Annotated in this window: 18 protein-coding genes; 9 read left to right on the top strand and 9 right to left on the bottom strand. The window is 69.5% G+C overall.

Annotation, left to right across the window (positions count from 1 at the left end; translation table 11 throughout):
• Positions 1-12: 12 nt before the first annotated feature.
• The 4 genes from FZ033_RS07465 to FZ033_RS07450 form a co-directional block, all read right to left on the bottom strand.
• A complete protein-coding gene (locus FZ033_RS07465; protein ID WP_149575528.1) occupies positions 13-726 on the bottom strand; it encodes an ABC transporter ATP-binding protein in 714 nt (237 codons plus the stop codon).
• A gap of 1 nt (position 727) precedes the next feature.
• A complete protein-coding gene (locus FZ033_RS07460) occupies positions 728-1,501 on the bottom strand; it encodes an ABC transporter ATP-binding protein (protein ID WP_149575527.1) in 774 nt (257 codons plus the stop codon).
• Between the two features lie 207 nt (positions 1,502-1,708).
• Positions 1,709-2,296, bottom strand: coding sequence for a hypothetical protein (locus tag FZ033_RS07455; RefSeq protein ID WP_149575526.1), 588 nt, complete (start codon positions 2,294-2,296; stop codon positions 1,709-1,711).
• A gap of 115 nt (positions 2,297-2,411) precedes the next feature.
• Positions 2,412-3,083 carry a peroxidase-related enzyme gene (locus tag FZ033_RS07450; protein WP_149575525.1) on the bottom strand — a complete coding sequence of 224 codons (672 nt, stop codon included), beginning with the start codon at positions 3,081-3,083 and terminating at the stop codon, positions 2,412-2,414.
• Positions 3,084-3,287: 204 nt separating this feature from the next.
• Here FZ033_RS07450 and FZ033_RS07445 point away from each other — a divergent pair, with 204 nt between their 5' ends.
• Positions 3,288-8,123 (top strand): NAD-glutamate dehydrogenase, encoded by a 4,836-nt coding sequence (locus FZ033_RS07445; RefSeq protein WP_149575524.1) that lies wholly within the window; start codon positions 3,288-3,290, stop codon positions 8,121-8,123.
• Between the two features lie 126 nt (positions 8,124-8,249).
• Here FZ033_RS07445 and FZ033_RS07440 read toward each other — a convergent pair whose 3' ends face one another.
• Positions 8,250-10,070, bottom strand: a complete 1,821-nt coding sequence (locus tag FZ033_RS07440; protein WP_188079369.1) for an AI-2E family transporter — start codon at positions 10,068-10,070, stop codon at positions 8,250-8,252.
• A 164-nt stretch (positions 10,071-10,234) separates the two neighbouring features.
• On the opposite strand from FZ033_RS07440, the gene FZ033_RS07435 reads away from it, so the two are divergent.
• From FZ033_RS07435 to FZ033_RS07410, 6 genes are all read left to right on the top strand, one after another.
• Positions 10,235-10,534: a hypothetical protein gene (locus tag FZ033_RS07435; protein ID WP_149575522.1), complete on the top strand. Its 300-nt coding sequence runs from the start codon at positions 10,235-10,237 to the stop codon at positions 10,532-10,534.
• Between the two features lie 98 nt (positions 10,535-10,632).
• Positions 10,633-12,048 (top strand): MFS transporter, encoded by a 1,416-nt coding sequence (locus FZ033_RS07430; RefSeq protein WP_149575521.1) that lies wholly within the window; start codon positions 10,633-10,635, stop codon positions 12,046-12,048.
• Entirely contained in the window at positions 12,045-12,398 is a 354-nt protein-coding gene (locus tag FZ033_RS07425) for a cupin domain-containing protein (RefSeq protein ID WP_149575520.1), read from the top strand. Before FZ033_RS07430 ends, FZ033_RS07425 begins: the two co-directional genes overlap by 4 nt.
• Before the next feature lie 130 nt (positions 12,399-12,528).
• Complete coding sequence (locus FZ033_RS07420) at positions 12,529-14,979, top strand: ATP-dependent helicase (protein ID WP_149575798.1); 2,451 nt, start codon at positions 12,529-12,531, stop codon at positions 14,977-14,979.
• A gap of 156 nt (positions 14,980-15,135) precedes the next feature.
• Positions 15,136-16,410: a GGDEF domain-containing protein gene (locus FZ033_RS07415; RefSeq protein ID WP_149575519.1), complete on the top strand. Its 1,275-nt coding sequence runs from the start codon at positions 15,136-15,138 to the stop codon at positions 16,408-16,410.
• Positions 16,407-17,333 carry a 50S ribosomal protein L11 methyltransferase gene (locus tag FZ033_RS07410; protein ID WP_232847375.1) on the top strand — a complete coding sequence of 309 codons (927 nt, stop codon included), beginning with the start codon at positions 16,407-16,409 and terminating at the stop codon, positions 17,331-17,333. Before FZ033_RS07415 ends, FZ033_RS07410 begins: the two co-directional genes overlap by 4 nt.
• 214 nt (positions 17,334-17,547) lie before the next feature.
• On the opposite strand, the gene FZ033_RS23990 is transcribed toward FZ033_RS07410, so the two are convergent.
• Together FZ033_RS23990 and FZ033_RS07405 are read right to left on the bottom strand one after the other, a co-directional pair.
• The gene (locus FZ033_RS23990) at positions 17,548-17,721 is read right to left on the bottom strand and encodes a hypothetical protein (RefSeq protein ID WP_188079368.1); all 174 of its coding nucleotides are present in this window, start codon (positions 17,719-17,721) and stop codon (positions 17,548-17,550) included.
• A 170-nt stretch (positions 17,722-17,891) separates the two neighbouring features.
• Positions 17,892-18,401: a thioesterase family protein gene (locus tag FZ033_RS07405; RefSeq protein ID WP_012113444.1), complete on the bottom strand. Its 510-nt coding sequence runs from the start codon at positions 18,399-18,401 to the stop codon at positions 17,892-17,894.
• 214 nt (positions 18,402-18,615) lie between these two features.
• On the opposite strand from FZ033_RS07405, the gene FZ033_RS07400 reads away from it, so the two are divergent.
• Both FZ033_RS07400 and FZ033_RS07395 read left to right on the top strand, forming a co-directional pair.
• The gene (locus FZ033_RS07400) at positions 18,616-20,028 is read left to right on the top strand and encodes an FAD-binding oxidoreductase (RefSeq protein ID WP_149575518.1); all 1,413 of its coding nucleotides are present in this window, start codon (positions 18,616-18,618) and stop codon (positions 20,026-20,028) included.
• Between the two features lie 63 nt (positions 20,029-20,091).
• Positions 20,092-24,129 carry an AsmA family protein gene (locus FZ033_RS07395; RefSeq protein WP_188079367.1) on the top strand — a complete coding sequence of 1,346 codons (4,038 nt, stop codon included), beginning with the start codon at positions 20,092-20,094 and terminating at the stop codon, positions 24,127-24,129.
• A gap of 124 nt (positions 24,130-24,253) precedes the next feature.
• On the opposite strand, the gene FZ033_RS07390 is transcribed toward FZ033_RS07395, so the two are convergent.
• Entirely contained in the window at positions 24,254-24,820 is a 567-nt protein-coding gene (locus tag FZ033_RS07390; protein WP_232847374.1) for a dihydrofolate reductase, read from the bottom strand.
• Entirely contained in the window at positions 24,817-26,076 is a 1,260-nt protein-coding gene (locus FZ033_RS07385) for a flavin monoamine oxidase family protein (protein WP_232847373.1), read from the bottom strand. Before FZ033_RS07385 ends, FZ033_RS07390 begins: the two co-directional genes overlap by 4 nt.
• Positions 26,077-26,086 lie beyond the last annotated feature (10 nt).

Here is a 26,086-nt window from a genome sequence, read left to right as displayed (position 1 = left end):
AGGAACCCGGCTTCAGACGCCGAGGAACGCTTCGAGACGCGCCGCGTTTTCCGCGATCTTGTCGTTGGGGACCATGTCCACCACCCGGCCGTGTTCCACCACGTAGTGGCGATCGGCAACCGTGGAGGCGAAGTGGAAATTCTGCTCCACCAGCAGCACCGTGAACCCCTTCTTCTTGAGGTCCCGGATGATCTGGCCGATGTGCTGGACGATCACCGGGGCAAGGCCCTCGCTGGGTTCGTCCAGAAGCAGCAGCTTGGCGCCGGTGCGCAGGATGCGGGCGATGGCCAGCATCTGCTGCTCGCCGCCCGACAGCTTGGTGCCCTGGCTGTTGCGCCGCTCTTCCAGGCGCGGGAACAGCTCGTGGACCTCGTCCACGGTCAGCCCGCCGGGCAGCACCACGGGGGGCAAAAGCAGGTTCTCGCGCACCGAGAGCGAGGCGAAGATGCCGCGCTCCTCGGGGCAGATGGCGATGCCGAGGCGGGCGATCTTGTTGGGCGCCAGCCCAACCGTTTCAGTGCCCTGGTAGCGGATGGAGCCGGCGCGCTTGCGCAGCAGGCCCATGATGGCCCTCATGGTGGTGGTCTTGCCGGCGCCGTTGCGGCCCAGAAGCGTCACCACCTCGCCGGGGTGGACCTCGAAGTTCATGCCGTGCAGCACATGGCTCTCGCCATAGTGGCCGTGCAGATCCTTCACCTCGAGGAGCGGAGTTCCAGTCGCGGCCATCTCAGTGCGCCCCATGCCCGGTGCCCATGTAGGCCTCGACGACCTGCGGATTCTTCGACACCTCGGCGTAGGGCCCCTCGGTGAGGATCTCGCCGCGGGCGAGCACGGTGATCATGTCGGAGAGGTCGGACACCACCGAGAGATTGTGCTCCACCATCAGGATGGTGCGCCCCTCGGAGACCCGCTTGATGAGGTCCGACGTGCGGGCGATGTCCTCGCGGCCCATGCCGGAGGTGGGCTCGTCGAGCAGCAGCATCTCCGGCTCCAGCGCCAGGGTGGTGGCGATCTCCAACGCCCGCTTGCGGCCGTAGGGAAGTTCTACCGCAAGATGCTTGGCGTAGGAGGTCAGGTCCACGTCGGCCAAAAGCCCCATGGCGCGGTCGTTCAGCGCGTCCAGCGAGGTCTCCGACTTCCAGAAATGGAAGGAGTTGCCGATGGGACGCTGCAGCGCGATGCGCACGTTCTCCAGCACGGTGAGGTGCGGGAAGGTGGCGGAGATCTGGAACGAGCGCACCATGCCCAGCCTGGCCACATCCGCCGGCGGCGTGCGCGTGATGTCCTTCCCGTTCAGGCGGATGGTGCCGCGGGTCGGTTCCAGAAACTTGGTGATCAGGTTGAAGCAGGTGGTCTTCCCCGCGCCATTCGGCCCGATGAGGGCGTGAATGGTGTGCCGGCGGATCCTGAGGTCAACGTTCTTGACCGCAGCAAATCCTTTGAATTCCTTGGTAAGACCAGACGCTTCAACGATGTAGGGCACGTCTGAGACGGTGTCCATGATCGTAAGGTGCCCTCGCTATTGCGGCCGATGGAGACAGCGAGCGTTCCCCTGGCCAATTTCCTCCGGATCGGCACCTTTTGCGGTGCACTTCATCTTGCGGCGCAAACTAGCACGTTGCGCCATGGGAGCGTCAATAGACTGCTATGGCGACGTTTGTCTATCTCGATCTTACCCTGCGTATGTGCAGCGCCGCGTGACGACTGCTTAATCCACGGGCGTGATCAGGAGATCGAGCCGCGCGCCCTCCGCGCCCGACGCCTGGAGCCGCACGTCGCCGCCCGGAATCCTGAAGCGCAGGCTCTTGCGCAGGCCCGGACAGGCGTGCACGCCGGTGAAAGCAATGGGCGTCAGCGGCCGGCCGTCGACCACCACGTCGATCCAGGCATTTACCGAAACCGTGACCTGCCACACCCGCTCGGGCGCCGGCACCTTCAGGTCCACCACCCCGGCGAAGGCTCCCTCCTCTCCCTTGCGCGGCGGGATGGGGAGATTCGCTCCCGCCTGCGGCACGAGGATGAAGCGCAAAGCGCTGTCGAGCGGCAGAATCAGCGTGTCGCCGTTTCTCAACGGACGCAGACCGGGCGCCGAGAGCCGCGCGCGATCGGCCGCCAACGGCCAGGCAGCGCGGTCGCAATCCTGCGCCGGTGCGGCCGGCTGCGCCCTGCCCGGTCCGCCGGCCGCCGCCAGAAATCCGGCCGCCAGGAGCAGCGGGAGGACCAGCGAGATGACTGCCTCGGCGGCTCCCGGCCGCCTGCCGCGCACCGAATTTGCCAGGGATGCCGTGGCCGCCACCCGTCCTCAGATGTATTTCATGAGATATATCTCTCCACGAAATACAACTTCGGTGCGCGGGCCGCCAGCCGGCGCACCGGAGCGTTGCCGACAGCGGCAGGACGGGCGCGGCCCCTCACTCAGGCAGGGTGCGGGCCTGGGCGTGGTAGGCCTCGTTGGGGCGCATGTCGGTGGCCGAGGCGATTCGGTTGGACATGTTGAAGAAGCCCACCACCGCCGACACGTCCCAGATGTCCCGCTCGGAAAGGCCGACGCGGCGCAGGGCCTCGCGGTCCTCCTCCTCCACTTCATTGGGGCGCTCCGTGAGCTTGGCGGCGAAGTCGAGCATGGCGCGGCGGCGCGGATCGAGCCGGGCGGCGCGATAATTCATCACCAATTGCTCGCCCAGGATGGGATCGCCGGACAGCTGGCGCACCGCGGCGCCATGGGCAGTGAGGCAGTAGTAACAGCGGTTCACGGCGGACACGACCACCGCGATCATCTCCCGCTCCAGCTTGGAGAGGCCGGATGGCGCGAGCATGAGGTCGTTATACATGGCGGCGAAGACCGAAAGCTTCGCCATGTCGAACGCATACGCCTGGAGCACGTTCGGAACGAATCCGATCTTCTCCAGGCATTTGTCGAAATACGCCCGGTTGGCAGCATCAAGCTCCGCCGGTGGCAGCGGAAGCGCGATGGCCGGCAGGTCGTCCCGCTGCCGCTCCGGAGCGGGGACGGAGGCGGGCTTTGCGACGACCTTGGCGGCCGGCGACTTCAGCGGCCCGGCCTTTGTCGCCGCCTTTTTCATGGGCGCCTTTTTTGCAGGCATGCCCTTAATTTCAGCGGTCCCGCTTTTGCCCTTTTCGGCGCCCACGCCTGCCCTCACCTTCTTTGCCATCGCGTCGCCTCGTCATTCGCGCGTTGCCAGCCCGGTACACAACTCGGGTCCAGAATTCACCGGTTACCGGTTTCATCGTAGACGGACCCGGCCGATGCTCCACAGGGGAAAGCCATGAACATCATGGGATTTCAAGCCGGCGCGATCAATTGGGGGGATCCCATCAGCCTGGCGGAGTTGAAGGCGCAGATCGCGGCGCAGGCCCCATCCCTGCCCGCTGGCTTCGTCGACACCTTCCTCGCCGCCACGGCGCTCGAAGATCTCCTTCCCCTCACGCCGTCCTGCGTCGCCCTGCTGCTGACCGAGGCGTGGTCCCATGTCTCGAGCCGGCCCCGGGGGCAGTCCTCCGTGCGCATTTTCAATCCCGAGCTTCATGGCGGGCCGGTCACCGTCATCGAGGCGGTGAACGACGACATGGCGTTCCTCTACACTTCGGTGGCCGGCGAAGTCATCGAGCGCGGGCTGGAGCTGAAGCTCGCCGCCCACCCCATCCTCCATGTGGAGCGCGACGCGGAGGGCGGCGTCACCGGGCTGGAGGTTTCCTCCCGAACGAGCGAGCGGTCCGAAGAGAACCGTGAGAGCCTGATCCACATCCACGTCCCGGCGATCGGCGAGGCGGAGCGGGCGCAGCTGAAAGCCGTCCTCGAGGAGACCCTCGCGGACGTGCGGGCCGTGAACGACGACTTCACGGCCATGCGCAAGCAGGTCCGCAGCCTCAGCAAGGGCTATCGCCGCGAGAAGCGCCCCTACGACCCCGAGGCCCAGGAAGAGGCGGCGGACGTGCTGGAATGGCTGACCGAGAACAACTTCGTCTTCCTCGGCCTCAGGCACTACGAACTCATCGCGGACGGCAGCCTCAGGGCCGAGCCAAACAGCGGCCTCGGCATCCTGCGCGATCCGGACGTGCACGAGCTGCGTCTCGGCGACCAGCCGGTGGTGACAACGCCGGAGATCCGCGCCTTCCTCGAAGCCTCCTCCCCGCTGCTGTTCACCAAGGCCAGCCTGCGCTCGCGCGTCCACCGGCGGGACATGATGGACTATGTGGGCATCAAGGCCCATGACGACGATGGCAGCGTGGTGGGCGAGGTGCGCCTCATCGGCCTGTTCACCGCCACCGCCTACACCCAGCCGGTGCGTGAGATCCCCTATCTCAGGCTCAAGGCCGCATCAGTGGTGAAGGAGACCGGCCTCGAACCCGGAAGCCATTCGGCCCACGCCCTCCAGACCCTGCTCGAGACCTATCCGCGCGACGACCTGTTCCAGATCGGCACGGAAACCCTGCTGGTCCACGCCCGCGAGATCCTCTCCCTCTACGACCGTCCACGCCTCAAGGTGATGGCACGCGCGGACCGGTTCGACCGCTTCGTCTCGGTCCTCGTCTTCCTGCCCCGCGAGCGATTCGACGCGGAAGTGCGGGACAAGACGGGCGCCATCCTCGCCCGGACCTTCGGAGGAAAGGTGGCATCGGTCGATCAGGACTTCGTCACCGGCATCCCGCTCATCCGCGTCCACTACATCATCGATCGCGACGACGGCCGCATTCCGGAGGTGGACCGCGTCGCGCTGGAACGGGAAGTGGCCGATGCCATGCTCTCCTGGGGCGACCGGCTCGGCTCCGCTATTTCCGCCTTGCCCGGCATCGACTGGGAGATGGCGGCGCGCCTGAAGCACCGCTACGCTTTCGCGTTCGGCCCCGGCTACGAGGCGGCATACGACGTCGCGACCGCACTCGCCGACATCGACCGGCTGGAGCGCCTGACACCCGCGCGCCCCGTCGCCCTCGACTTCTACCGCCGGCCGGGCGACGACGAGCGGCGCATCTCCCTGCGCCTGCTCTCCTTCGGCGCGCCACTGCCCCTCTCCACCCGCGTGCCCATGCTGGAGAACATGGGCCTTCGCGCGATCAACGAGCGCTCCTACCGCATCGAGCCCGCGAGCGAGGCGGCGCGCAGCTGGCTTCACGACATGACACTGGAGCGCGCCGATGGCGGTTCCATCTCCATGGCGGGCGCCGACGAACGACTGGAGGACTGCCTCAACGCCGTGCTGCGTGGCGAGGCGGAAGACGACGGCTATAACGGCCTGGTGCTCGATGCCGCCCTCTCCCATCGCGAGGCGGCGCTCGTGCGTACGCTGGGGCGCTATCTGCGGCAGGCGGGCATCCCGTTCTCGCAGGACTACATCTGGCAGACGCTGAACACGCACGGCACCCTGGCCCGCGCCATCGTTGCCCTGTTCCATGCGCGCTTCGACCCGACCCTCGATTCGTCGCCCGAGGCGCGCGCTGCCCGCGAGGCGCCCCTGCGCGCCGCCATCGACGACGAACTCGCCGAGGTGTCGAGCCTCGACCAGGACCGCATCCTGCGGCGCTTCGTGAACCTCGTGGACGCAGCCATCCGCACCACCTTCTACCAAAGCGATGCCGAGGGCCGGCCCAAGGAGGCCATCGCCATCAAGTTCGAGAGCGCGAAGGTGGAGGGCCTCGCCCTGCCCCGCCCGCTGTATGAGGTGTTCGTCTATTCGCCGCGCGTGGAAGGCGTGCACCTGCGCTTCGGCAAGGTGGCGCGCGGCGGCCTCAGGTGGTCCGACCGGCCGCAGGATTTCCGCACCGAGGTCCTCGGCCTCGTGAAAGCGCAGCAGGTGAAGAATGCGGTGATCGTGCCGGTGGGCGCCAAGGGCGGCTTCGTGCCCAAGCGCCTTCCAGCCGGCGGCAGCCGCGAGGCGGTGATGGCCGAGGGCACCGCCGCCTACCAGATCTTCGTCTCCAGCCTGCTCGACCTGACCGACAACCTGAAGGGCGGGCAGGTGGTGCACCCCGCCGACACGGTGCGCCTCGACGGCGACGACCCCTATCTCGTGGTGGCGGCCGACAAGGGCACGGCCACCTTCTCCGACACCGCCAACGCCATCTCGGCGCGCCACGGTTTCTGGCTGGACGACGCCTTCGCTTCCGGCGGCTCGGTGGGCTACGACCACAAGGCCATGGGCATCACCGCCCGCGGCGCCTGGGAAGCGGTGAAGCGCCACTTCCGCGAGATGGACATCGACATCCAGGTGACCCCGGTCACCGTGGCCGGCGTCGGCGACATGTCCGGCGACGTGTTCGGCAACGGCATGCTGTTGTCCCGCGCGCTCAAGCTGGTGGCGGCCTTCGACCACCGCCACATCTTCATCGATCCCACGCCGGACCCGGCCTCCTCCTTCGCCGAGCGCCAGCGCCTGTTCAACCTGCCCCGTTCCTCCTGGGCCGACTATGACGCGTCGCTCATCTCCAAGGGCGGCGGCGTGTTCCCGCGCAGCGCCAAGAGCATCGACCTCTCCGACGAAGTGCAGGCCCTGCTGCGCTTCCCGAAGGCCCATGCCACGCCGGCCGAACTCATCACCGCCATCCTGAAGGCGCAGGTGGACCTCTTGTTCTTCGGCGGCATCGGCACCTATGTGCGCGCCTCCGGCGAGACCGACGCGCAGGTGGGCGACCGCGCCAACGACGCGGTGCGCATCGCCGCCGCCGACCTCGGCGCCAAGGTGGTGGGCGAGGGCGCGAACCTCGGCATGACCCAGCGCTCGCGCATCGAGGCGGCGCGCCGGGGCGTGAAGCTCAACACCGACGCCATCGACAATTCGGCCGGCGTGAACACCTCCGACGTGGAGGTGAACATCAAGATCGCCCTCGCCTTGCCGCTGGAGCGGGGCGACCTGACCGCACCCGACCGGGCCGCCCTGCTGAAGCAGATGACCGACGAGGTCGGCACCCTGGTGCTGCGCAACAACTACCTCCAGACCCTCGCGCTCTCCCTGGCCGAGCACAAGGGCGCCGACGACCTCGCCTTCCAGCAGCGCCTCATGCAGATGCTGGAGGCGCGCGGCGAACTGGACCGGGCGGTGGAATTCCTGCCGTCCGACGCCGAGATCGCCGACCGGCGCTCGCGCGGGGAGCACCTTACCCGCCCCGAGCTGGCGGTGCTCTTGGCCTATGCCAAGCTGTCTCTGGACCAGGACCTCGTCGCCTCCAACGTGCCGGACGACGCCTATCTCTCCGGGGAGCTGGTGAATTACTTCCCGCGCGAGATCAAGGAAGGCTATCCCCACGCCATCGAGACCCACCGGCTGCACCGGGAGATCATCGCCACCGGCCTGTCCAATGCCATCGTGAACCAGGGCGGGCCCTCGTGCCTCGCCCGGATCGCCGACCAGACCGGCGCCGACGCCCCCGCCATCGCGCGCGCCTTCGCCGCCGTGCGCGACAGCTACCATGTGCCGGAGCTGAACGCCGCCATCGACGCCCTCGACACCAAGGTGCCGGGCGCCGTGCAGCTCGGCCTTTACGCCGCGGTGCAGGACCTGGTGGTGGGGCGCACCATCTGGTTCCTCGGCAACGTCTCCTTCGCCGACGGCATCGCCGGGGTTGTGGAGCGCTATCGCACCGGGATCGCGGCGGTGGCAGCCGTGCTGGAAGCGAGCCTTCCCGAAGCCTGGCGCCGCGAACGCGAGGCACGCATGGCCGACCTCATCGGCCACAACGTGCCGGAAGACCTCGCCCGCAAGATCGCCTTCATGCCGGGACTGGCGGCGGCCTCCGACATCGCCCTCATCGCCGAGACCACCGGCAAGTCCATCCCCAGCGCCGCCAGCACCTTCTTCGCGGCGGGGCGGACCTTCGCCATCGACGACCTGTTCATGCAGGCCCGCAGCATCCTGGCGCCGGACTACTACGACCGTCTCGCCCTCGACCGGTCTCTGGCACAACTGGAGACCTTCATGCGCCGCATCACCGAGCTGATGCTGGTGGACGACGTGGCGGGAGAAGCCGCGGTCAACGCCTTCATCAGCGCCCGCCACGAGGAGGTGGAGCGCATGCGCCGCACCGTGCGCGAGATCGCGGCCTCCGGCCTCAGCCTCTCCAAGCTGACGCTGGCCGCGAGCCTGCTCTCGGACCTGGTGCGAAGCTGAGCTGCACCCTCTCGGCCCCGATCAGGGACCGGGGCACTGACATGCAACCTGCGGCCTCGGTTCCCGACCGGGGCCGCAGGTTTTTGTCCGGGTGCCGACCGCGCCCGAGGACGTGTGTGAGCCGGATCAGGCCGCGCCGGCCCGAAGGGGAGCCGGTGCGGCAGCGGGAACAGCAGAGGCAGAGGGCGCAGGCAGCGCCTCCACCGCCTCCACCGCCGCCGCGATGGAGGTGACGACGGCATCCTCGCCTTCGAGCCGTTCCGTCTGCCCCTCCTCGGTGCCCCAGTCGGCGACGATCACCCGCCGGCCCGGCGCATCGCGCTTCAGGCGGCGGATGGTGTAGCGCCGGTGCGCGGGCGTGGCCGGTGACAGATAGGACAGGACCAGCAGGTTCACCTCCTCCCCCACGGGCCGGCCGAGCCCGCCCCGCGAGCGCGTCTCGCACCGCAAGCCGGATTGGCGCAGCCGGTGGGCGAACAGCAGCGCCGCCGCCTCGTCCAGCGCGGAGCGGGCCGACAGGATGAGGACGTGAGGGGTGCCCTCGGCCGGCGGACCCACCAGGTCGTCCGAATCGGGCAGGTAGTCGAGAAGCTCGGCGAGGGTTTCCTTCAGGCGGGTCTGGCGGGCCTCATCCAGCACGCCACGGGCGGCATCGCGCTGGGCAAGGCGCAATGCCGGCAGCGCCACGCCGTCGGCATAATCTCCGAACGAGTTCTGCTTCAGGTGCTCCTCGGCGGCGGCTGCCGCCTCCAGCGGATCGCCCGCGAGCAGGCGCTGGTACAGCAGTTCGCTCGCCGACAGGGGCGGCTGGTCGCCCAGCGCCACGTCGAGGAATTCAAGGCTCTCCACATGCCGGCCCAGCACCACCAGGCAGAGCGTGAGCGGGGTGGAGAGCAGCAGCCCCACCGGCCCCCACAGCCAGGTCCAGAAGGTGGCCGCCGCGATCACCGCCACCGGCGACAGGCCGGTGGAGCGGCCGTAGAGCAAAGGCTCGATCACATGGCCCACCACCGGCTCCACCACCAGGAACAGGGCCGCGGTGGACAGCACCATGCTCCAGCCCGGATCCACCGCCAGCGCGAGGCCGATGGGCAACGCCGCCGCAATGGCCGCGCCGATATAGGGCACGAAGCGCAGCACCGCCGCCGCCAGCCCCCACAGGAAGGGGCTGGGCACGCCGATGACCCACAGGCCGAGGCCGATGACCGCGCCGAAGGACGCATTGAGCGCCACCTGGGCCAGGAAGAACCGCGACAGCCGGCTCCCCGCATCGTCGAGGGCGGCCGTGGTGCGCTGGAGATCGTGCGCCCCCGCGAGCCGTACGAAGCGGTTTCGCAGGTCCTCGCGCTGGAGCAGGATGAACAGCACAAAGATGAAGACGATGCCGAAGGTTGCGAGCGGATGCAGCAGCGGCGCCATCACCGCAGAGAGGGTGCCCAGTGTGCCCGCCGGCGGCTCGTGAACCTCCACCAGCACCGGCCGCCCGTCGGCTGCGCCCGCCGCCAGCCCCTGCCCGGCCTGCGGCGCATCGATCTCGCGACTGAGGTCCTGGAACAGGTCCATGGTTCGCTCGAAGGTGCCGGAGCCGCCAGCAGCATCCTTCAGCGATTTGATCTTGTCCCGCATGTTCATGCGGTATTGGGGCAACTCGGCCACAAGGTCGGTGACCTGCAGGGCCATCATCCCGCCGAGCGCCATGAGGCCGAGGAAGGTGACCAGCACCACCGCCACCACCGCGGCCGTGCGCGGGATGCGGATGCGGCGCAGCACCATGATCACCGGCGCCAGCACGAAGGCGAGCAGGATCGCCACCGCGATGGGCACGAATACGTCGCGCCCCAGATACAGCACGGTGACGATGGCGATGGCGGCGAAGAAGGTGACGAGGCGATCCTGCCCGCGTCCGAGCACGGGCATCTTGAAGGAGGAGTCACCCGAACCCAGCATCGCCAATTCCTTCTTGCCCCGCGCGCAGGACCGCGCAGGGGCATAACGCTCGGGCACGGCTTTGCGATCCACGGTGACGCCGCCACCGCGCCACCGCAGCTTCCCTCGGCGGAACGCCGCGACGGCAACGGGCGTTCGCATCTACGACCGCAGGAGACAAGGCCATGTTCATCTATCGCGTCACGCTGCGCGGAGACCCCGAAGGCGAACTGCACGTGCGCGACAAGCGTCCGCCCAAGGCCATGGGCCGGGACCTGGTGAAGGACGGCTACCTCGTGACCGAAGCGGTGAGCGTGCGCGCCGCCTCATCCGCCTTCGACGACCCCGCCGGCAACACAGTGAAAGAGGATTTCTTCTCCGCCACGCCCATCGGCGCCGCGGTGCTGGTCAAGGATGCGGTGGCCGCGCTGGTAGAGCACCTGGTGCCCAAGGGCGCCGAGCCCATGCCGGACCTGCCGGAGTGAGCGCCACCGGATTGACGACCTGACGCGACGGGTCGCCGCTCTTGCACGGCGGCGCGTCCTGTGCGCCCTTGGGTGGACCTGACCCGTCCGGATCCGGCATGCCCGAAACCTCCCCTTCCCCGCCTGTTCGTTCCCTCCCCGTCCCGCGCCGGGCCATCGTCGGCTGGATCCTGTTCGATCCCGCCTGCCAGCCCTATTTCACCCTCATCACCACCTTCATCTTCGCGCCCTATTTCGCCTCGGCCGTAGCGGCGACACCGGCGCAGGGGCAGGCGCTCTGGGGCTTCGCCACCGGCGCGGCGGGGCTTGTCATCGCCGTCTGCTCGCCGGTGCTCGGGGCGGTGGCGGATGCCGCTGGCCGGCGCAAGCCGTGGATCTTCGCCTTCGGGCTGCTGATGATGGCGGGCGCGGCGCTGCTGTGGTTCGCCGAGCCAGGGAACACGGCGCGCATTCCCCTCGTGCTCGCCGCCTTCGCCATGGGCACCATCGGGGTGGAGTTCGCCACCGTCTTCAACAATGCCATCATGCCGGCCCTGGTGCCCAAGGAACGGCTGGGACGGCTGTCGGGCGCCGGCTGGGCGGCGGGCTATTTCGGCGGGCTGGTGGCGCTGGCGCTGATGCTCGCTTTCTTCGCCACCCAGCCCGATACGGGCCTCACCCTCCTCGGCCGCCCGCCGGCCTTCGGGCTCGACGCGGCGGCGCGGGAGGGTGACCGCTTCAGCGGGCCGCTGACGGCGCTGTGGTATGCCGTGCTGGTCATTCCCATGTTCCTGTTCGTGCCCGACGCGCCCCGCGCCATGCCCATGGGCGAGGCCATCCGCACCGGGCTCGGCGAGATCCGCCGCCTAATCCCGCGCCTGAAGAGACGCCCGGTGCTGGCGCGCTTCCTCCTCGCCAACATGGTCTATACGGACGCGCTGGTGGCCTTGTTCGCGTTCGGCGGCATCTATGCGGCGGGCACCTTCGGCTGGGGCTCCATCGAGATCGGCATCTTCGGCATCCTGCTCACCCTCACCGGCACCGCGGGGGCGCTGGCCGGCGGCTGGCTCGACGACGCGCTGGGGCCGCGCGCGGTGATTTTCGGTGCGCTGCTGGTGCTGCTGTTTGCCTGTGTCGGCCTGCTCTCGCTCGATCGCGGCGCGATTTTGTTCGGCCTCGTGCCCACCGCGCCGGCCAGCGGGCTCTTCGGCTCGCTGCCGGAGAAGATCTATGTGGGGCTCGGCCTCCTCATCGGCGCCGTGGCGGGCCCGCTGCAGGCGGCGAGCCGCACCCTGCTGGTTCGGCTTGCGCCGGCCGAGAACATGGCGGAATGCTTCGGCCTGTTCGCCCTTTCGGGCAAGATCACCTCGTTCGCCGCGCCCACCTGCGTGGCGCTGGTGACGGCGGCCACCGGCAGCCAGAAGGCAGGGGTGGCCGTGCTCGTCGCCTTCTTCGCCCTCGGCGCCGTGCTGGTGCGAGGGCGGACGGGGGCACATGATGCCGACGCGATACAGGATTTGAGGAGGCCGTCATGACCATCCGCTCCATCCGCTTCGATCCCAAGCCACCTGTGGAGGCCGCGTCCGCCACCACCGTGCACGAGTGGTATCAGGACCGCACCGGCGCCTTCTCCGCCGGCTTCTGGGCCTCGCACCCGTCCGAGATCGCCGTGAGCTATGAGGAAGACGAATTCTGCGTCCTCATAGAGGGCAAGGTGGAACTCACCGACGCCTCCGGCCACACCGAGACCTATGAGGCCGGCGCCTCCTTCCTCATTCCCTCCGGCTTCACCGGAACCTGGAAGAGCGTGACGGCGGTGCGCAAATTCTACGTAGTGCACCTGCCGAAGGTGGCCGCCGGGCAGACGGCGGCAGACGCGTCCTGAAACGCTGAAATGCCCCCGAAGTGACCGCCCGCCAAAGGGCTGCACGGCCCGCCCTCGCAATCGCCGTCATTGAGTGCCATTTTGTTCTCAACAGAGAATCAGGCCTTGCGAGAGTTTGCCCGTGACCCAGTTGACCGATCCGCGCCGGCTTCCGCCTGAGCCGGCGCCCGAGCGTCCCGCCCCCCGCGCGGGCGGCATCGCCGCGCGGGCCACCGCCATCGCCGCCGCCCCTGCTCCGGATTATCTCAACGGCCTCAATCCCGAGCAGCGCGAAGCCGTGGAGACGCTGGACGGCCCGCTTCTGGTGCTCGCCGGCGCCGGCACCGGCAAGACGCGGGTGCTCACCGCCCGCGTCGCCCACATCCTGTCGCAGGGCCGCGCCTATCCCTCGCAGATCCTGGTGGTGACCTTCACCAACAAGGCCGCGCGGGAGATGAAGGACCGCATCCACGCCATGGTGGGTGACCAGGTGGAGGGCATGCCGTGGCTCGGCACCTTCCACTCCATCGGCGTGCGCATCCTGCGGCGCCATCACGAGCTGGTGGGGCTGAAATCCGGCTTCACCATCCTCGACACCGACGACCAGATCCGTCTGCTCAAGCAATTGCTCACCGCCGAGAACATCGACGAGAAGCGCTGGCCGGCGCGGCTCCTGGCCTCCACCATCGACAGCTGGAAGAACCGCGGCCTGTCGCCGAAGGACGTGCCGCCCGGCGAAGGCGCGGTCTTCGCCAATGGCCGGGGCGGCACCCTCTACGCCGCCTATCAGGCACGGCTGAAGGCGCTGAACGCGGTGGATTTCGGCGACCTGCTGCTGGAGGGCATCCGCCTGTTCCGGGAAAACCCGGACGTGCTCGCCGAATACCACAAGCGCTTCAAATACCTGCTGGTGGACGAGTATCAGGACACCAACGTGGCCCAATATCTGTGGCTGCGCCTGCTCGCCCAGGGCTCGAAGAACGTGTGCTGCGTGGGCGACGACGACCAGTCCATCTATGGCTGGCGCGGGGCCGAGGTGGACAACATCCTGCGCTTCGAGAGCGATTTTCCCGGCGCCAAGGTGATCCGGCTGGAGCGCAACTACCGCTCCACCGGCCACATCCTCGCCTCCGCCGCCCATCTCATCGCCCACAACGAGGGCCGGCTCGGCAAGACCCTGTTCTCGGAAGGCGAGGACGGCGAGCAGGTCACCGTCACCGGCGCCTGGGATTCAGGCGAGGAAGCCCGCGCCGTCGGCGAGGAGATCGAGGCGCTGCAACGCGCCGGGCATCGCCTGTCCGAGATCGCAATCCTGGTGCGCGCCTCGTTCCAGATGCGCGAGTTCGAGGATCGTTTCGTCACGCTGGGCCTGCCCTATCGCGTCATCGGCGGCCCGCGCTTCTACGAGCGGGCGGAAATCCGCGATGCTTTGGCCTATCTGCGCTGCGTGAACTCGTCCGCCGACGACCTCGCCTTCGAGCGCATCGTCAACGTGCCCAAGCGCGGCATCGGCGATGCCACGGTCAAGCAGATCCACGATGTGGCCCGCGCCGTCGGCCTGCCGCTGCAGGAAGCCGCCCGCATCCTGACCGAGAGCGAGGAGCTGAAGCCCAAGGTGCGCGCCACCATGCGCGGCCTCGTGGACGCTTTCGGCCGCTGGCGCGAGCAGGCGCGGGTTCTGTCCCACACCGAGCTGGCCGAGATCGTGCTCGACGAGAGCGGCTACACCGAAATGTGGCAGAAGGACCGCTCAGCAGAGGCGGCCGGGCGGCTGGAGAATCTCAAGGAGCTGGTACGCTCCATGGAGCCGTTCGAGAACCTCTCCGGCTTCCTCGAGCACATCTCCCTCGTCATGGACACCGACAACGGCGCCGGCGAGGACGCGGTGCAGATCATGACCCTGCATTCCGCCAAGGGGCTGGAATTCGACACCGTCTTCCTGCCCGGCTGGGAGGAAGGCCTGTTTCCCCACCAGCGCGCGCTGGACGAGCAGGGCAAGGCGGGGCTCGAGGAAGAACGCCGCCTCGCCTATGTGGGCATCACCCGGGCGCGGGCCTCGGCGCGGATCTTCGTCGCCTCCAACCGGCGCATCCACGGCATGTGGAATTCCACGGTTCCCTCCCGCTTCCTCGACGAACTGCCCGACGCCCATGTGCGGGTGGAGGAAAGCCGCGGCGGCGCCGGCTGGGGTGGATCGAGCTATGGCGGCGGCAATTACGGGCAGAGCCGCTTCGACCGGGCAGAACCGTTTTCCGCCTCCTCCTATTCCACCCCCGGCTGGCAGCGGGCGCAGGCCAACCGAGGCCGCACCGACCAGGGCGGCTTCTCAAGTACTTCTTCGGGCTCCTCCCGCAGCGGTTTCTCCGAACGGGGCGGGCGCTATGATGCGGGCGGCTCCGCCCGGCGGGGACCCATGGTGATCGAGGGCACGCTGGTGGCCACCTCCGCCGGCCCGGCATCGGCCTTCCGCACCGGCGAGCGGGTGTTCCACATCAAGTTCGGCTATGGCGAGGTGACCGGCATCGACGGCAACAAGCTGACGGTGCAGTTCGACAAGGCCGGCGAGAAGCGGGTGCTGGAGACCTTCGTCGACAAGGTGTGACGCCACAGGCCAGGCATCGGGGGGCCGGGCGCCGCCCACCGGGCTTGCGTGAAGCTTGCGGTTGCCGCCCCGGCTGGGCGCATCTCCTGTTTTCTTCCGCCCGCCGCCTGCTAGGATCCCGGCCCGCCTGCAATTCTGCCGGCGCAGCGAACCATCATGGCCGGCTTCAACGTCTTCCTGCTTCTCGTCGAGATGGCGGTGTATTTCACCGCCATGCTGGCCCTGTTTCGCCTGCGCGAGACGCTGGGGCTGGGCGTGTTCTTCTGCGCCCTGGGCAGCTTCCATTTCATGGAGACGTATCTGGCGGCCGCCTATTTTGTACAGCTGCCCTTGGGCATCTCCCTGTCGCCGGGATCGGTGGTGCTGTTCTCCGGCAAGCTCGCGCTGATCCTGCTCATCTACATCCGCGAGGATGCCCTCGTCGCCCGCCAGCCCATCTATGGGCTGTTCATCGGCAACATCCTGCTGATCGGCCTCGTCACCCTGCTGCGCCAGCACGATGCGGTGGCCGCCCCCGGCGTGCCGGCGGACCTGTCCTTCATGGATGCCATGGGCATGCTGATGATGTGGGGCACGCTGCTGCTCTTCATCGATGCCATCGCCATGATCCTGATCTACGAGCGCATCGCGCGGCCGCTGCGGCGCATGCCGATCCTCGCCATCTGGGTCACGCTGGCACTGGTTCTCACCTTCGACCAGATGGCGTTCTTCGGTGTCCTGTCCCTTGCCATGGGGGTGCCGCTCACGGCGGGGATCGGCGGCTGGCTGGGCAAGGTCGCCGCGGCGGGGCTCTATGCCGCCATGCTCGGCCAATACCTCGCCCGCTTCGAATTGGCCGGCAACACGCCGCGCCGGACCATCGCCGACGTGTTCCACACCCTCACCTACCGCCAGCGCTACGAGGACCTGAAGCAGGAATCCCGCCGCGACCCGCTCACCCATGTGCTCCATCGCGGCCAGCTGGAGCCGCTGGGCCGTGACCTGCTGGCCGTGGCGCGCACCACCGGGCGGCCGGTGAGCCTGCTGCTCATCGACGTGGACGACTTCAAGGACGTGAACGACCAGTGCGGGCACCCCACCGGCGACGAGGTGCTGCGCCGCCTCGCCCGCTGCCTCACCGAGAGCCTGCGACAGGCGGATCACGTGGTGCGCTATGGCGGCGACGAGTTCGCCGTCTTCGCCCCGGGCGTGGGCAATGCGGGGGCCTTGTCGCTCGCCGCCCAGCTGGGCCGGCGCGTCGGCGCCATGACGCTGCCCCCGGGGGTCGCCCGGCAGACCCTTTCCATCGGCATCGCCAGCGCGCCCGATGACGGCAGCACCTTGACGGAGCTGCTGGATGCGGCCGACAAGCGGCTCTACGCGGCGAAGGCGGCCGGGCGCAACCGCGCAGCGGGCGGGCCCGAAGCCGACGCCCTCAAGATGAACGGATGATTGCGCCCCCCATGCTCGAAGGCCTCCCCCCCAACGACGCCACCCATGTGATGCGGGTGGAAGCGCCGCGCGTCGCCGCCCAGCGCATCTCCGACATGATTTCCGAGACGTTCGACCCCGCCGAGGTGGCGGTGGCCAATTTCGAGCGCACGGACAATGACTGGGTGGTGGAAGTCTACGCCGGCGCGGCCTTTGACCCCGAGCGGCTGCTGGAGATGGTGGAGATCGCCGCCGGACCGGAGATCGCCAAGGGCGTCACCTTCGGCGACGTGGAGGAGAAGGACTGGGTGGCCGCGAGCCTCGAAGGCCTCGCGCCGGTGCGCGTGGGCACCTTCGTGGTCCATGGCGGCCATGATCGCGGGCGGGTGGGGCCGAACCTCATCGGCATCGAGATCGAGGCGGCGCTCGCCTTCGGCACCGGTCACCACGGCACCACCCAGGGCTGCCTCCACGCCATCACCGATGCCGCGCGCCGCGGGGCCCCGCGGCGGGTGCTGGATGTTGGAACGGGCACCGGCGTGCTCGCCATCGCGGCGGACCGGCTGTTTCACACCCACGTGGTGGGCAGCGACATCGACACCATCGCCGTCCGCACCGCCCGCGCCAACGCGAAGGCCAACAAGGCGCCGGGCGTGCAGATGATCCACGCGGCGGGGGCCGGGGCGCGCGCGCTCCACGTGGACGGTCCCTACGACCTGATCCTCGCCAACATCCTGCTGCCGCCGCTGAAGCGGCTGGCGCGGCCGCTGCGCCGGCTGATGGCGCCAGGCGGGCGCATCGTGCTGTCGGGATTGTTGTCGGCGCAGGTGCCGGCGGCGCTCGCGGCCTATCGCGCCCAGGGGCTTCGCCTTGTGTCGCAGCGGCACATCGAAGGCTGGGCGACGCTCACCCTCGCGGCGGACGCGGGGCGTCCCCTGCGCTGAAGACGGGAGTGCCCCAAGCCGAATCCGCCCGCGCCGAGCAGGTGCGAGCGGTCAATCGGGCAAGGGAACAGGCTTGGGGAACAAGCTTGGAGGACAAGCGTAAGAGCCGGCCGGTGGCCGGCGCATGTGCCGCCCGGATTGCATCGCAACCGGGGCGGCAAATCGGTCCCCTCACGTTCAACAGCGGATCGGCGCGCGATCCGGTCGAAACGCCTCAGGCGACGGGATCGCGCCCGTGGATCTGGACGTAGCGCGCGTATTCACGCTCGGCCTGCTCCATGCGAGCCGCCACGACGGCCTCAAGGAAGCGGGCGAAGAAGCCCTTCTTGGCAGAAGAGGCAACCTTGGAAGTGCGGACGAACTTGTCAGTATAGGTGACGGCGCTCATAGAGGCCTCCTGCAAATGGGCTCTGTTGCCCTTTTGCAGTGCAATATATCCCCCGACGCAGCGCAGCAGAACTCCTCAACCGGCATGCCTGCCCTGCGCCAAGCGCAAGGAAAGAGATTTGCCTGGGAAGGCGACCAGCCGACCCCGGCACGGAGCCGGGGCCGCCGCGCTCAGTAGCGCGCCGGCATGGTCACCTGGCGACCGAGACCCTCGGGCGGCGGCAGGGCCGCATGGGCGGCGCGCATGGTGGCGATGCGCTCCAGCACGTCATCGGGGAACGGCGCCACGTGGCGAGTGCGCAGGTCCACGTGCAGCACCATCTGCTCGGTCGTGGCGGAAACCCAGCCTTCCGAGGCATGATGGAGCGTCTGGAACAGGTGCAGGCGCTTCTCGTCATAATCTACGAGGCGGAGCGTGACGCGCACGGGCGAGTGGGGCGCCAGTTCCTTCAGGTAGCGGATATGGCTTTCCGCGGTGAAGAAGGAAGCGCCGCGCTTGGCGGCATAGGTCGGGCCGAGGCCCAGAAGGCAAAGCGCCTCGTCCACGGCCCGATCGAAAATGAGGGTGTAGTAGGCCACGTTCAGATGACCATTATAATCGATCCATTCCCCCTCCACCTTCATGGCGGAAGACACGAACGGAGCGAAAAACACGGGCTCAAAGTCGATCCGGTCAAGCATGGCCGCCTCGCTTCATCTGCATTAATGTGCCGCTGATGAACACACTGTGACGCGAGAAAAGGCATTCGTCACGCCCCAAAACGGCGCGAAAACCGAATCACAAAAGTCACTGTCAAGTTCAATGTGGCTCAGAACGAGCTATTTCTGGGGATGACTCCAAGGCCCCTGTCCGTCCCCCGGGCGGCAGGTGCGAGGCAAAGTTAAGGAATCGTAAATGGTTGTTGCAGCCGCGAAATCCGAGCTCACGCTTCTGGAGAGAAGCTTTGCCGTCATCGAACGCCTGAAGGCCGAGCTTGATCACAAGGTCGTGACCGGCCTCGCCGTCCGGGAACAACACGCTAACGTTACCACCTACCTGCCCAATGAGCCGCCAGATGCGGTGGTTTTCGCCGAATGCACAGAAGATGTGCAGGCCGTGGTCCGGGCCTGCGCGGATTACGAGGTGCCGGTGATCGCGTGGGGTGCGGGCACCTCGCTGGAAGGCCATGTGAACGCGCCCTATGGCGGCATCTGCGTGGATCTCTCTCGCATGAACCGCATCCTCGCCGTGAACACGGAAGACCTCGACTGCGTGGTCGAGCCCGGCGTCACCCGCAAGCGGCTGAACGAGGAGCTCCGCGACCAGGGCCTGTTCTTCCCCATCGATCCGGGCGCCGACGCCTCCATCGGCGGCATGGCCTCCACCCGCTGCTCCGGCACCAATGCGGTGCGCTACGGCACCATGAAGGACAATGTCCTGTCCCTGAAGGTGGTGACCCCCACCGGCGAGGTCATCACCACCGCCACCCGCGCCCGCAAGTCCTCCGCCGGCTACGACCTCACCCGCCTCTATGTGGGCGCCGAGGGCACGCTGGGCATCATTGTCGAGATCACGCTGCGCCTGTTCGGCATTCCGGAGGCGGTCTCCGCCGCCGTCTGCCCCTTCCCCAGCGTGGAGGCAGCCTGCAACACGGTCATCGCCACCATCCAGAGCGGCATCCCGGTGGCGCGCATCGAGTTGCTGGACGAGGTGCAGGTGAAGGCCTCCAACGCCTACGCCAAGCTCGCGCTCGCGGAGACGCCCACCCTGTTCCTGGAATTCCACGGTACCGAAACCAGCGTCCACGAGCAGGCCGACCGCTTCGGCGAGCTGGCGGCCGAGTTCGGCGGCGGCCCCTCGGTGTTCGCGGTGAAGCCCGAGGAACGCTCCAAGCTCTGGCAGGCCCGGCACGACGCCTATTGGTCCGTGCTGCCGCTGCGGCCGGGCGCCAAGGCGGTGGCCACCGACGTGTGCGTGCCCATCTCGCGGCTCGCCGAATGCGTCATGGAGACCAAGCGCGACATTGAGGAGATGGGCCTCATCGCTCCCATCGTCGGCCATGTGGGCGACGGCAACTTCCACACCACCTTGATGGTGGACGTGGACGACCCCGAGGATTTCGCCAAGGCCAAGCTCTATATGAAGCGGCTGGTGGAACGGGCGCTCGCCATGGGCGGCACCTCCACCGGCGAGCACGGCATCGGCCAGGGCAAAATGAAATACATGCTGCCCGAGCACGGCGAGGAGGCGCTGGAGGTCATGCGCTCCATCAAGCGCGCCATGGATCCTAAAAACATCATGAATCCGGGCAAGATCGTCGCGATCTGATCGCATTCCCTGCGCATAGGGAACAGGTTCCCCATATGAGGGGGACCTTTGGGGGAGACACGCGTGCAGGGGATACTGATCAGCCTCGCCACGGCGGTGATCCTGGCCATCGGCGGGGCGTTCGCAGCCCCGTTCGTGGTGGACTGGAACGCCTGGCGCGGAACGTTCGAAACGCAGATCAGCCAGGCGCTCGGCGTTCCGGTGGTCATCCGCGGTCCCATCGACGCCGAGATCCTGCCCGCCCCCCGCATCCTGCTGCGCGATGTCACCCTCGGCGACGTGGTTTCCACCGGCGGCACGGTGAAGGCGCTCAAGGCCGAACTCTCCCTCGGCGCCCTGCTGCGCGGCGATGTGGAGGCCACCGGCGTCAGCCTCGACCGGCCGCAGATCCGCCTCGTTATCGACAGCGCCGGGCGGCTCGCCCTGCCCACCGGCGCCCAGCGTCCCGCCGCCCTCTCCATCGCCCGGTTCGAGGTGAAGGACGGCACCCTCGACATCCTCGACCGCGCCTCCGACCACACCCAGACCCTGGAAGGCCTCAACCTGAAGGGCGAGGCGCGCTCGCTCGCCGGCCCCTTCCGCCTCGACGGCGAGGTGGAGGCCCAGGGCGCGCGCTTCGCCATCCGCTCCACCCTCGGCAAGATCGGCGATGACGGCACGGGGCGCCTGCGCCTGGTGCTCGACGGCCGCAACCGGCCCTATGCTTTGGACCTCGACGGCGGCCTTGCGTTCGCCGGCGCCAAGCCGCGATTCGAAGGCCGGGCCACCCTCTCGCGCCACGGCGGCGAGGGGCTGGAGGCCTGGCAGCTCTCCGGCACGCTGAAGGCCAGCCCCGACGCCGTGCTCGCCGACAGTCTGGACCTCGCCCTGGGCGGGGCGCAGACGCCGGCGCAGCTCTCCGGCTCCGCCCGCGTCGCCCTCGGGCGGGCAGTGGGCCTCGACGCCGTGCTCAATGCCCGCAGCCTCGACCTCGACGCCCTGCGCGCCGCCACCGACGGCGTGCCGAACGCGGCAAAGGACAAGCCTCCGGCGGACCAGAATCCCGCCGCCGCCTTGGCGCGCTTCCTCGCCGGCGTGGCGGCCCTGCCGGCACCGGACATCGCCTCCCGCGTCGGCCTGTCGGTGGAGCAGCTGATGCTCGGCGGCACGCTGGTGCGTGACGTGCGCGCCGATATTTCCGGCTCCGCCGCCGGCTGGCGGGTGGACAATGCCGAGGCGCAGTTGCCCGGCAAGGCGGCGCTGCGCATCTCCGGCAAGCCCACGCGCGGGCCCGGCGGCGGCGGATTCGACGGCACCGTGACCTTCTCGGCGGACGACCCCGCCATCTTCCTGCGCTGGGCGGCGCCCACCGCCCCGCGCGACTATGTGGCGGCGGCGAAAGGCCCGGTGCGCATCACCGGCAAGGTCAATGCCGGGCCGACGCGGATCGCCGTGGACGGGCTCGACGCCACCTTCGCGGCAAGCCGGGTGCGCGGCTCGGCGGTGGCGGCGTTCGATGCCGGCGCCCCGCCCAAGCTCAATCTCAAGCTGTCCCTCGACGGCTTCGACCTCGACCCGCTGGTGGCCGCGCTCCAGACCGCCGCTGCCGCCGTGGGCGGCGGTGCCGACGGCGCGCTGACGCTGGACGGGCGCAACCTGATCCTCTCCGGCCTGCCCCTGCGCGGCCTCACCCTCGATGCGGCGGCCACCGGCGGCAACTGGCGGCTGTCGCGCATCGTCATGGACGACCTCGCCGGCATCCGCCTCGAAGGCGCCGGGCGCATGGAGAATTTCTCCACCACGCCGCGCGGCGAATTCAACTTCGCCCTCTCCGGCGCCAAGGCGGACGGACTTGTCCCCCTCGCCCGCCTCGTGGCCGGCGAGCAGACGGCGCAGGTGCTCGCCACCCTCCAGCCCATCGCCGCCCCGGTGAAGCTTGCCAGCACCGTGGTGTGGGGCGAGGCCGGCGGACGCAACATCACGGTGACCGGCACGCTGGGGCAGATTTCAGGCGACGTGACCTTCGCCCGCAACAATGCCGGCGTGCCCCTGCGCATCGCGCTCAAGGCCGATGCGGCGGACGGGGCGCGGGCGCTCGCGGCCTTCGGCGTGGAGGGCCTCGCCCCGCGCCTCGGCCCGGCCCACGCGGAACTCTCCGTCTCCCCCCTCACCCAGGACGAGGCGCAGGTGCGCGGCCGCCTCACCCTCGCCGACATGACCGCCCAGGCGGAAGGCACCGCGCGCCTTGCCGGCGGCGCCATCGAGCCCAGCCTCGCCGTGCGGCTCGACGGCGGCGACCTCGGCCGCGTGCTGCCCCAGGCTTCGGCTGCGGTGGAAGGGCCGGTGCCATCGGCCCTCGCCTTCACCCTCGCCCGCACCGGTGGGATCTGGCGGCTCGACACCATCACCGGCTCGCTCGCTGCGGCACCGGTTTCGGGAAACATCGAGTTCGAGCCCGGCCCGGTGCCGCGCATCGGCGGCAAGCTGGCGTTCGAGAGCCTCTCTCTGCCGCGCATCCTCGGCATGTTCGCTGCCCGCACCGGCTCGGAGCCTGCGGGCGCCGGCGCCTGGAGCGCGGCCCGGCTGCTGCCGGCGGCGGTCTCGGGCTACGGCCTCAATCTGGAACTGACCGCTGCCCGCCTTGCGGTCATGGGTCCCTATGTTCTCGGCAACGGCCGCCTCGTGCTCGGCAGCGACGGCGCCGACCTCGACCTGCGCGACATGGCCGGCAGCCTCGGCGGCGGGCGCGCGGCGGCCAGCCTGCGCCTGCGCCGGCAGGGCGACGGCGTGCAGGCCGACGGACGACTGGTGCTGGAGCAGGTGGATGCGGCGGCGCTGCTGGCGCCCACCGGCGCGCGCGCCGCGCCCAAGGGCAAGGTCAACCTGCTGGTGGACCTCGGCGGATCCGGCCGCAGCGTGCTGGCCGTGGTGCAGAACCTCTCCGGCCAGGGCACGCTGGGGGTGCGCGACCTCGTCATTGATGGCGCCAGCCCGGCCGGCCTCGATCAGGCGCTGGCGGAAGCCGCCAGCCTTTCGCCGCCGCCCGACGAGCGGCGCGCAGCGCAGATGCTCGACCGCACCCTTGCCAAGGGGCCGCTGCGCATCGGCTTCGTCGAGACCACGCTGGGTGTGGTGAACGGCGTTGCCCGCCTCTCCCCGGCCCGCGCCACCGCCGACGGCGTGCGCGTGGGCTTCAACGGCAGTTTTGATGTGGCCCGCCTTGCCATGGACACCACCGTGGACCTGGAAGCGCCCGAAGGCGCGGGCGGCGCGCCGGGCGGCAGCATCGTGTGGCGCGGCCCGGTGACGGGTCCCGAACGGCGGGTGAGCGCCCCGGCCCTCACCAGCGTGATCGCCATGCGCGCCATCGAGCGCGAGACGCGCCGCCTGGAGGAGCGCCAGGGCCGCACCACGCCCGAGGCCTCGCCCGTGGCATCTCCCGCTGTGCCTCCCGTTGTGGCGCCCTTGGCCCAGCCCGTGGCGGCACCGGCCTCGATCCCCGCCCCCGCCGCCATTGCGCCTGTCGCACCGCCGGTGCAGCCGCAGCCCGTTCAGGCCCAACCCGCGCCTGTGGCTCCTGCTGCGGTGAAACCCGCAGTGCCGGCCCAGACGAGCGCCCCGCCGCCAGCTCCGCGACCGGCAACACCAGCCCCCGTCGCAACGGCACCCGCGGCCCAGGCGTCTCCTGCGCAGCCATCGACTTCGCCTGCGCCGACGCAGCAAGCCGTGCCGCCCGCGCCCGCACAGGCAGCCGCGCCCCAGCCCACACCGATGCCCCAGCCGGCGCCGTTTCCTCAGGCCATCGAGCGGCGGGAGGCGGCACCGGTCGGCTTCGGCGCGCCCACCGCATCGGGCGCCGCCGGCACCGCAACGCCAGCCGAGTCGCAGGCTCAACCGAGTTCGTCACGCCCGGATGCGCGGCCGGAGGCCCGCGCTACGCCGGAAGCCCCCGCCGAGCGCCACGCGCCCGTGGTGCGCCAGCCCGCGCCGCGCCGGACCGAGCGGGCACAGCCCGAGCCGCCTCCACGCGTGTTCACCCCGCTGCCGCCGGAGACCACCTTGCCGCCCACCCGCGGCTTCGGCGACCTGCCGCGCCCGCCCGGCCTCGTGGGTGCGCAGTAAGCGCGCCGACAGTCGCAGGTCTTGGCCGCAAGTGTCTTGGCCGCAAGTCTTGGCCGGAGGCGTCCGAACACCGCCGGCCAAGCCCGCACATTCCTTCAGCGTCGGTCGGAAACGAAGGCCGGCTTCAGGCGCCGGCGCGCACCAGCGTCACAGCGGTGAAAGCGGCTTCGTCCTTCTCGCCCTGAATGGGCCCGTCCCGTTCGATCTCGCGCCATTGGGCCTCATCGAACGCGGGGAAGAAGACATCGCCCCCGGGCGCCGCATGCACGTGCGTGAGATGCAGCGTGCGGGCCATGGGCAGCGTGTCGTGGAACAGGCGCGCGCCGCCGATGACCATGATCTCGTCCGCGCCCATGGCGTCCGCCGCCTCATCGGCGAGGCGCAGCCCTTCCTCGAGGCTCGCCCCCTTCAGCACCCCGTCCGGCACCGTGAAGACGGGATCGGTGCTGATCACCACGGACGTGCGCCCCGGCAGCGGACGGCCGATGGATTCATAAGTCCGCCGGCCCATCAGCAGCGGCTTGCCCCAGGTGAGCGCACGGAACCGCTTGAGGTCCGAGGGCAGGCGCCACGGCAGGCCGCCGTCGGCACCGATCACCCCGTTCTGCGACACCGCGACCACGAGGGCCAAGGGATGGCGGGGCGGATGGCGAAGCGTATGGCCGGGCGTCATCGGGGCGATCTCCATCATCGGGCGCTTTTCAGGGCGGCGAGGGCCGCGTCGGCGGCGGCAAGGCCGCTGAGATGGGCGCCGTGGCAGGTGGAGAAGGCCTCCCGCCCCAAGGCTTCCCCGGCAAAGAAGATCCGCTCGTCCAAGGGCTCGTGCAGCCGCGCGCGCAGGGCGGCGCGGCCCGGCAGGGCGCACGAGTAGGCTCCGCCGACATAGGGCATGTCGGCCCAGCGGGTGACACGGCTGCGCTTCACCTTTGTCTTGAGGCCCGCGCCGAAGGCGGCGCCCAGCACATCGAGCGCGAAGGCGACGAGCGCCCCCTCCCCTTCCGCCGCGATGGCCTGCGCCTCCGGCCCCGCCACATGGACCAGCGCCGCCGGCGCCCCGCCGGGCTTCAGCAGGACGGAGGCCCCGGCGCGTGCGGGATGGTCAAGGTCGATGGCGTCGAGGGCGGTGCGCTCGGGCACGCCGAACACATCGTCCTCGAACAGCAGCGCCACCTTCTCGGCAAAGCCCAGCGGCAGCGCTTCGAACGCCTCGGCCAGATCCGGCGGCAGCGCGGGCGCAAAAGCGAGGCGGCCAGAGGCGATCACCGCCGTGGACACGGCAACGATCACCGTGCGGCAGGTGAGGGTGCCCTGCGCCGTCTCCAACTTCAAGCGCGGGCCGGAATGGTCGATCCGGGTTACCGGGCAGTCGAGCGTCACCGGCAGCAGGCCAGCCGCCGCCAGCACCAGGGCGCCATAGCCGTCGAGCACCGGCCAGTTGTCGTCGGTGTCGTGATAGAATGCGAAATCCACGCAGGAGATGGCGTCCGGCCCCGCCGCCGACATGAGTTCCAGCCAATGGCGCGCCAGCGGCCCGAAGGCACCCGCCGGCCCCGCAGCCTCGGAGGCCGGAATGTCCCTGCCCGCATGCCCGGCGGCGATGATGGCCTCGAATACCTGATCCACCTCCACGTCCGCCTGCGCCCTTTCCTCAGGGCTGGCGAAACGGGTGCCGAGGTGCAGCCGGCGCGGGTGCGGATTGTTTGCGCCCACCCGGAAGCCCAGTTTGGCGGCGAGGTCCGTGAAAGGGTTGGCCCGCGCGTCGTGGAGCCAGTGGCAGCCGAGGTCGAACGGCACGCCGAGGGTGGTGGTGTCGGTGGCGGCCCGCCCGCCGGGGGTGGAGGCAGCCTCAAGAATGCGGAAAGGAATGCCGGCCTGGCGCAGGCGTGTGCCGGCGGCGAGGCCGGCAGCTCCGGCCCCGATCACCACCACATCGGTATCGGCGGTCACCAATGCCGTC

Source organism: Xanthobacter oligotrophicus (genome assembly GCF_008364685.1).
GTDB classification, from domain to species: domain Bacteria; phylum Pseudomonadota; class Alphaproteobacteria; order Rhizobiales; family Xanthobacteraceae; genus Xanthobacter; species Xanthobacter oligotrophicus.
The sequence above is the reverse complement of the archived record's forward strand: the minus strand, read 5'-3'. Positions and strand labels throughout refer to the sequence as shown.

What these genes read in the sequence shown, in the direction of transcription:
- FZ033_RS07405 (WP_012113444.1), bottom strand. Translation starts at nt 18,401, where the DNA reads ATGCTTGACCGGATCGACTTTGAGCCCGTGTTTTTCGCTCCGTTCGTG.
- FZ033_RS07440 (WP_188079369.1), bottom strand. Translation starts at nt 10,070, where the DNA reads ATGCTGGGTTCGGGTGACTCCTCCTTCAAGATGCCCGTGCTCGGACGC.
- FZ033_RS07450 (WP_149575525.1), bottom strand. Translation starts at nt 3,083, where the DNA reads ATGAAAAAGGCGGCGACAAAGGCCGGGCCGCTGAAGTCGCCGGCCGCC.
- FZ033_RS07415 (WP_149575519.1), top strand. Translation starts at nt 15,136, where the DNA reads ATGGCCGGCTTCAACGTCTTCCTGCTTCTCGTCGAGATGGCGGTGTAT.
- FZ033_RS07410 (WP_232847375.1), top strand. Translation starts at nt 16,407, where the DNA reads ATGATTGCGCCCCCCATGCTCGAAGGCCTCCCCCCCAACGACGCCACC.
- FZ033_RS07460 (WP_149575527.1), bottom strand. Translation starts at nt 1,501, where the DNA reads ATGGACACCGTCTCAGACGTGCCCTACATCGTTGAAGCGTCTGGTCTT.
- FZ033_RS07425 (WP_149575520.1), top strand. Translation starts at nt 12,045, where the DNA reads ATGACCATCCGCTCCATCCGCTTCGATCCCAAGCCACCTGTGGAGGCC.
- FZ033_RS07465 (WP_149575528.1), bottom strand. Translation starts at nt 726, where the DNA reads ATGGCCGCGACTGGAACTCCGCTCCTCGAGGTGAAGGATCTGCACGGC.
- FZ033_RS07435 (WP_149575522.1), top strand. Translation starts at nt 10,235, where the DNA reads ATGTTCATCTATCGCGTCACGCTGCGCGGAGACCCCGAAGGCGAACTG.
- FZ033_RS07430 (WP_149575521.1), top strand. Translation starts at nt 10,633, where the DNA reads ATGCCCGAAACCTCCCCTTCCCCGCCTGTTCGTTCCCTCCCCGTCCCG.
- FZ033_RS23990 (WP_188079368.1), bottom strand. Translation starts at nt 17,721, where the DNA reads ATGAGCGCCGTCACCTATACTGACAAGTTCGTCCGCACTTCCAAGGTT.
- FZ033_RS07390 (WP_232847374.1), bottom strand. Translation starts at nt 24,820, where the DNA reads ATGATGGAGATCGCCCCGATGACGCCCGGCCATACGCTTCGCCATCCG.
- FZ033_RS07400 (WP_149575518.1), top strand. Translation starts at nt 18,616, where the DNA reads ATGGTTGTTGCAGCCGCGAAATCCGAGCTCACGCTTCTGGAGAGAAGC.
- FZ033_RS07445 (WP_149575524.1), top strand. Translation starts at nt 3,288, where the DNA reads ATGAACATCATGGGATTTCAAGCCGGCGCGATCAATTGGGGGGATCCC.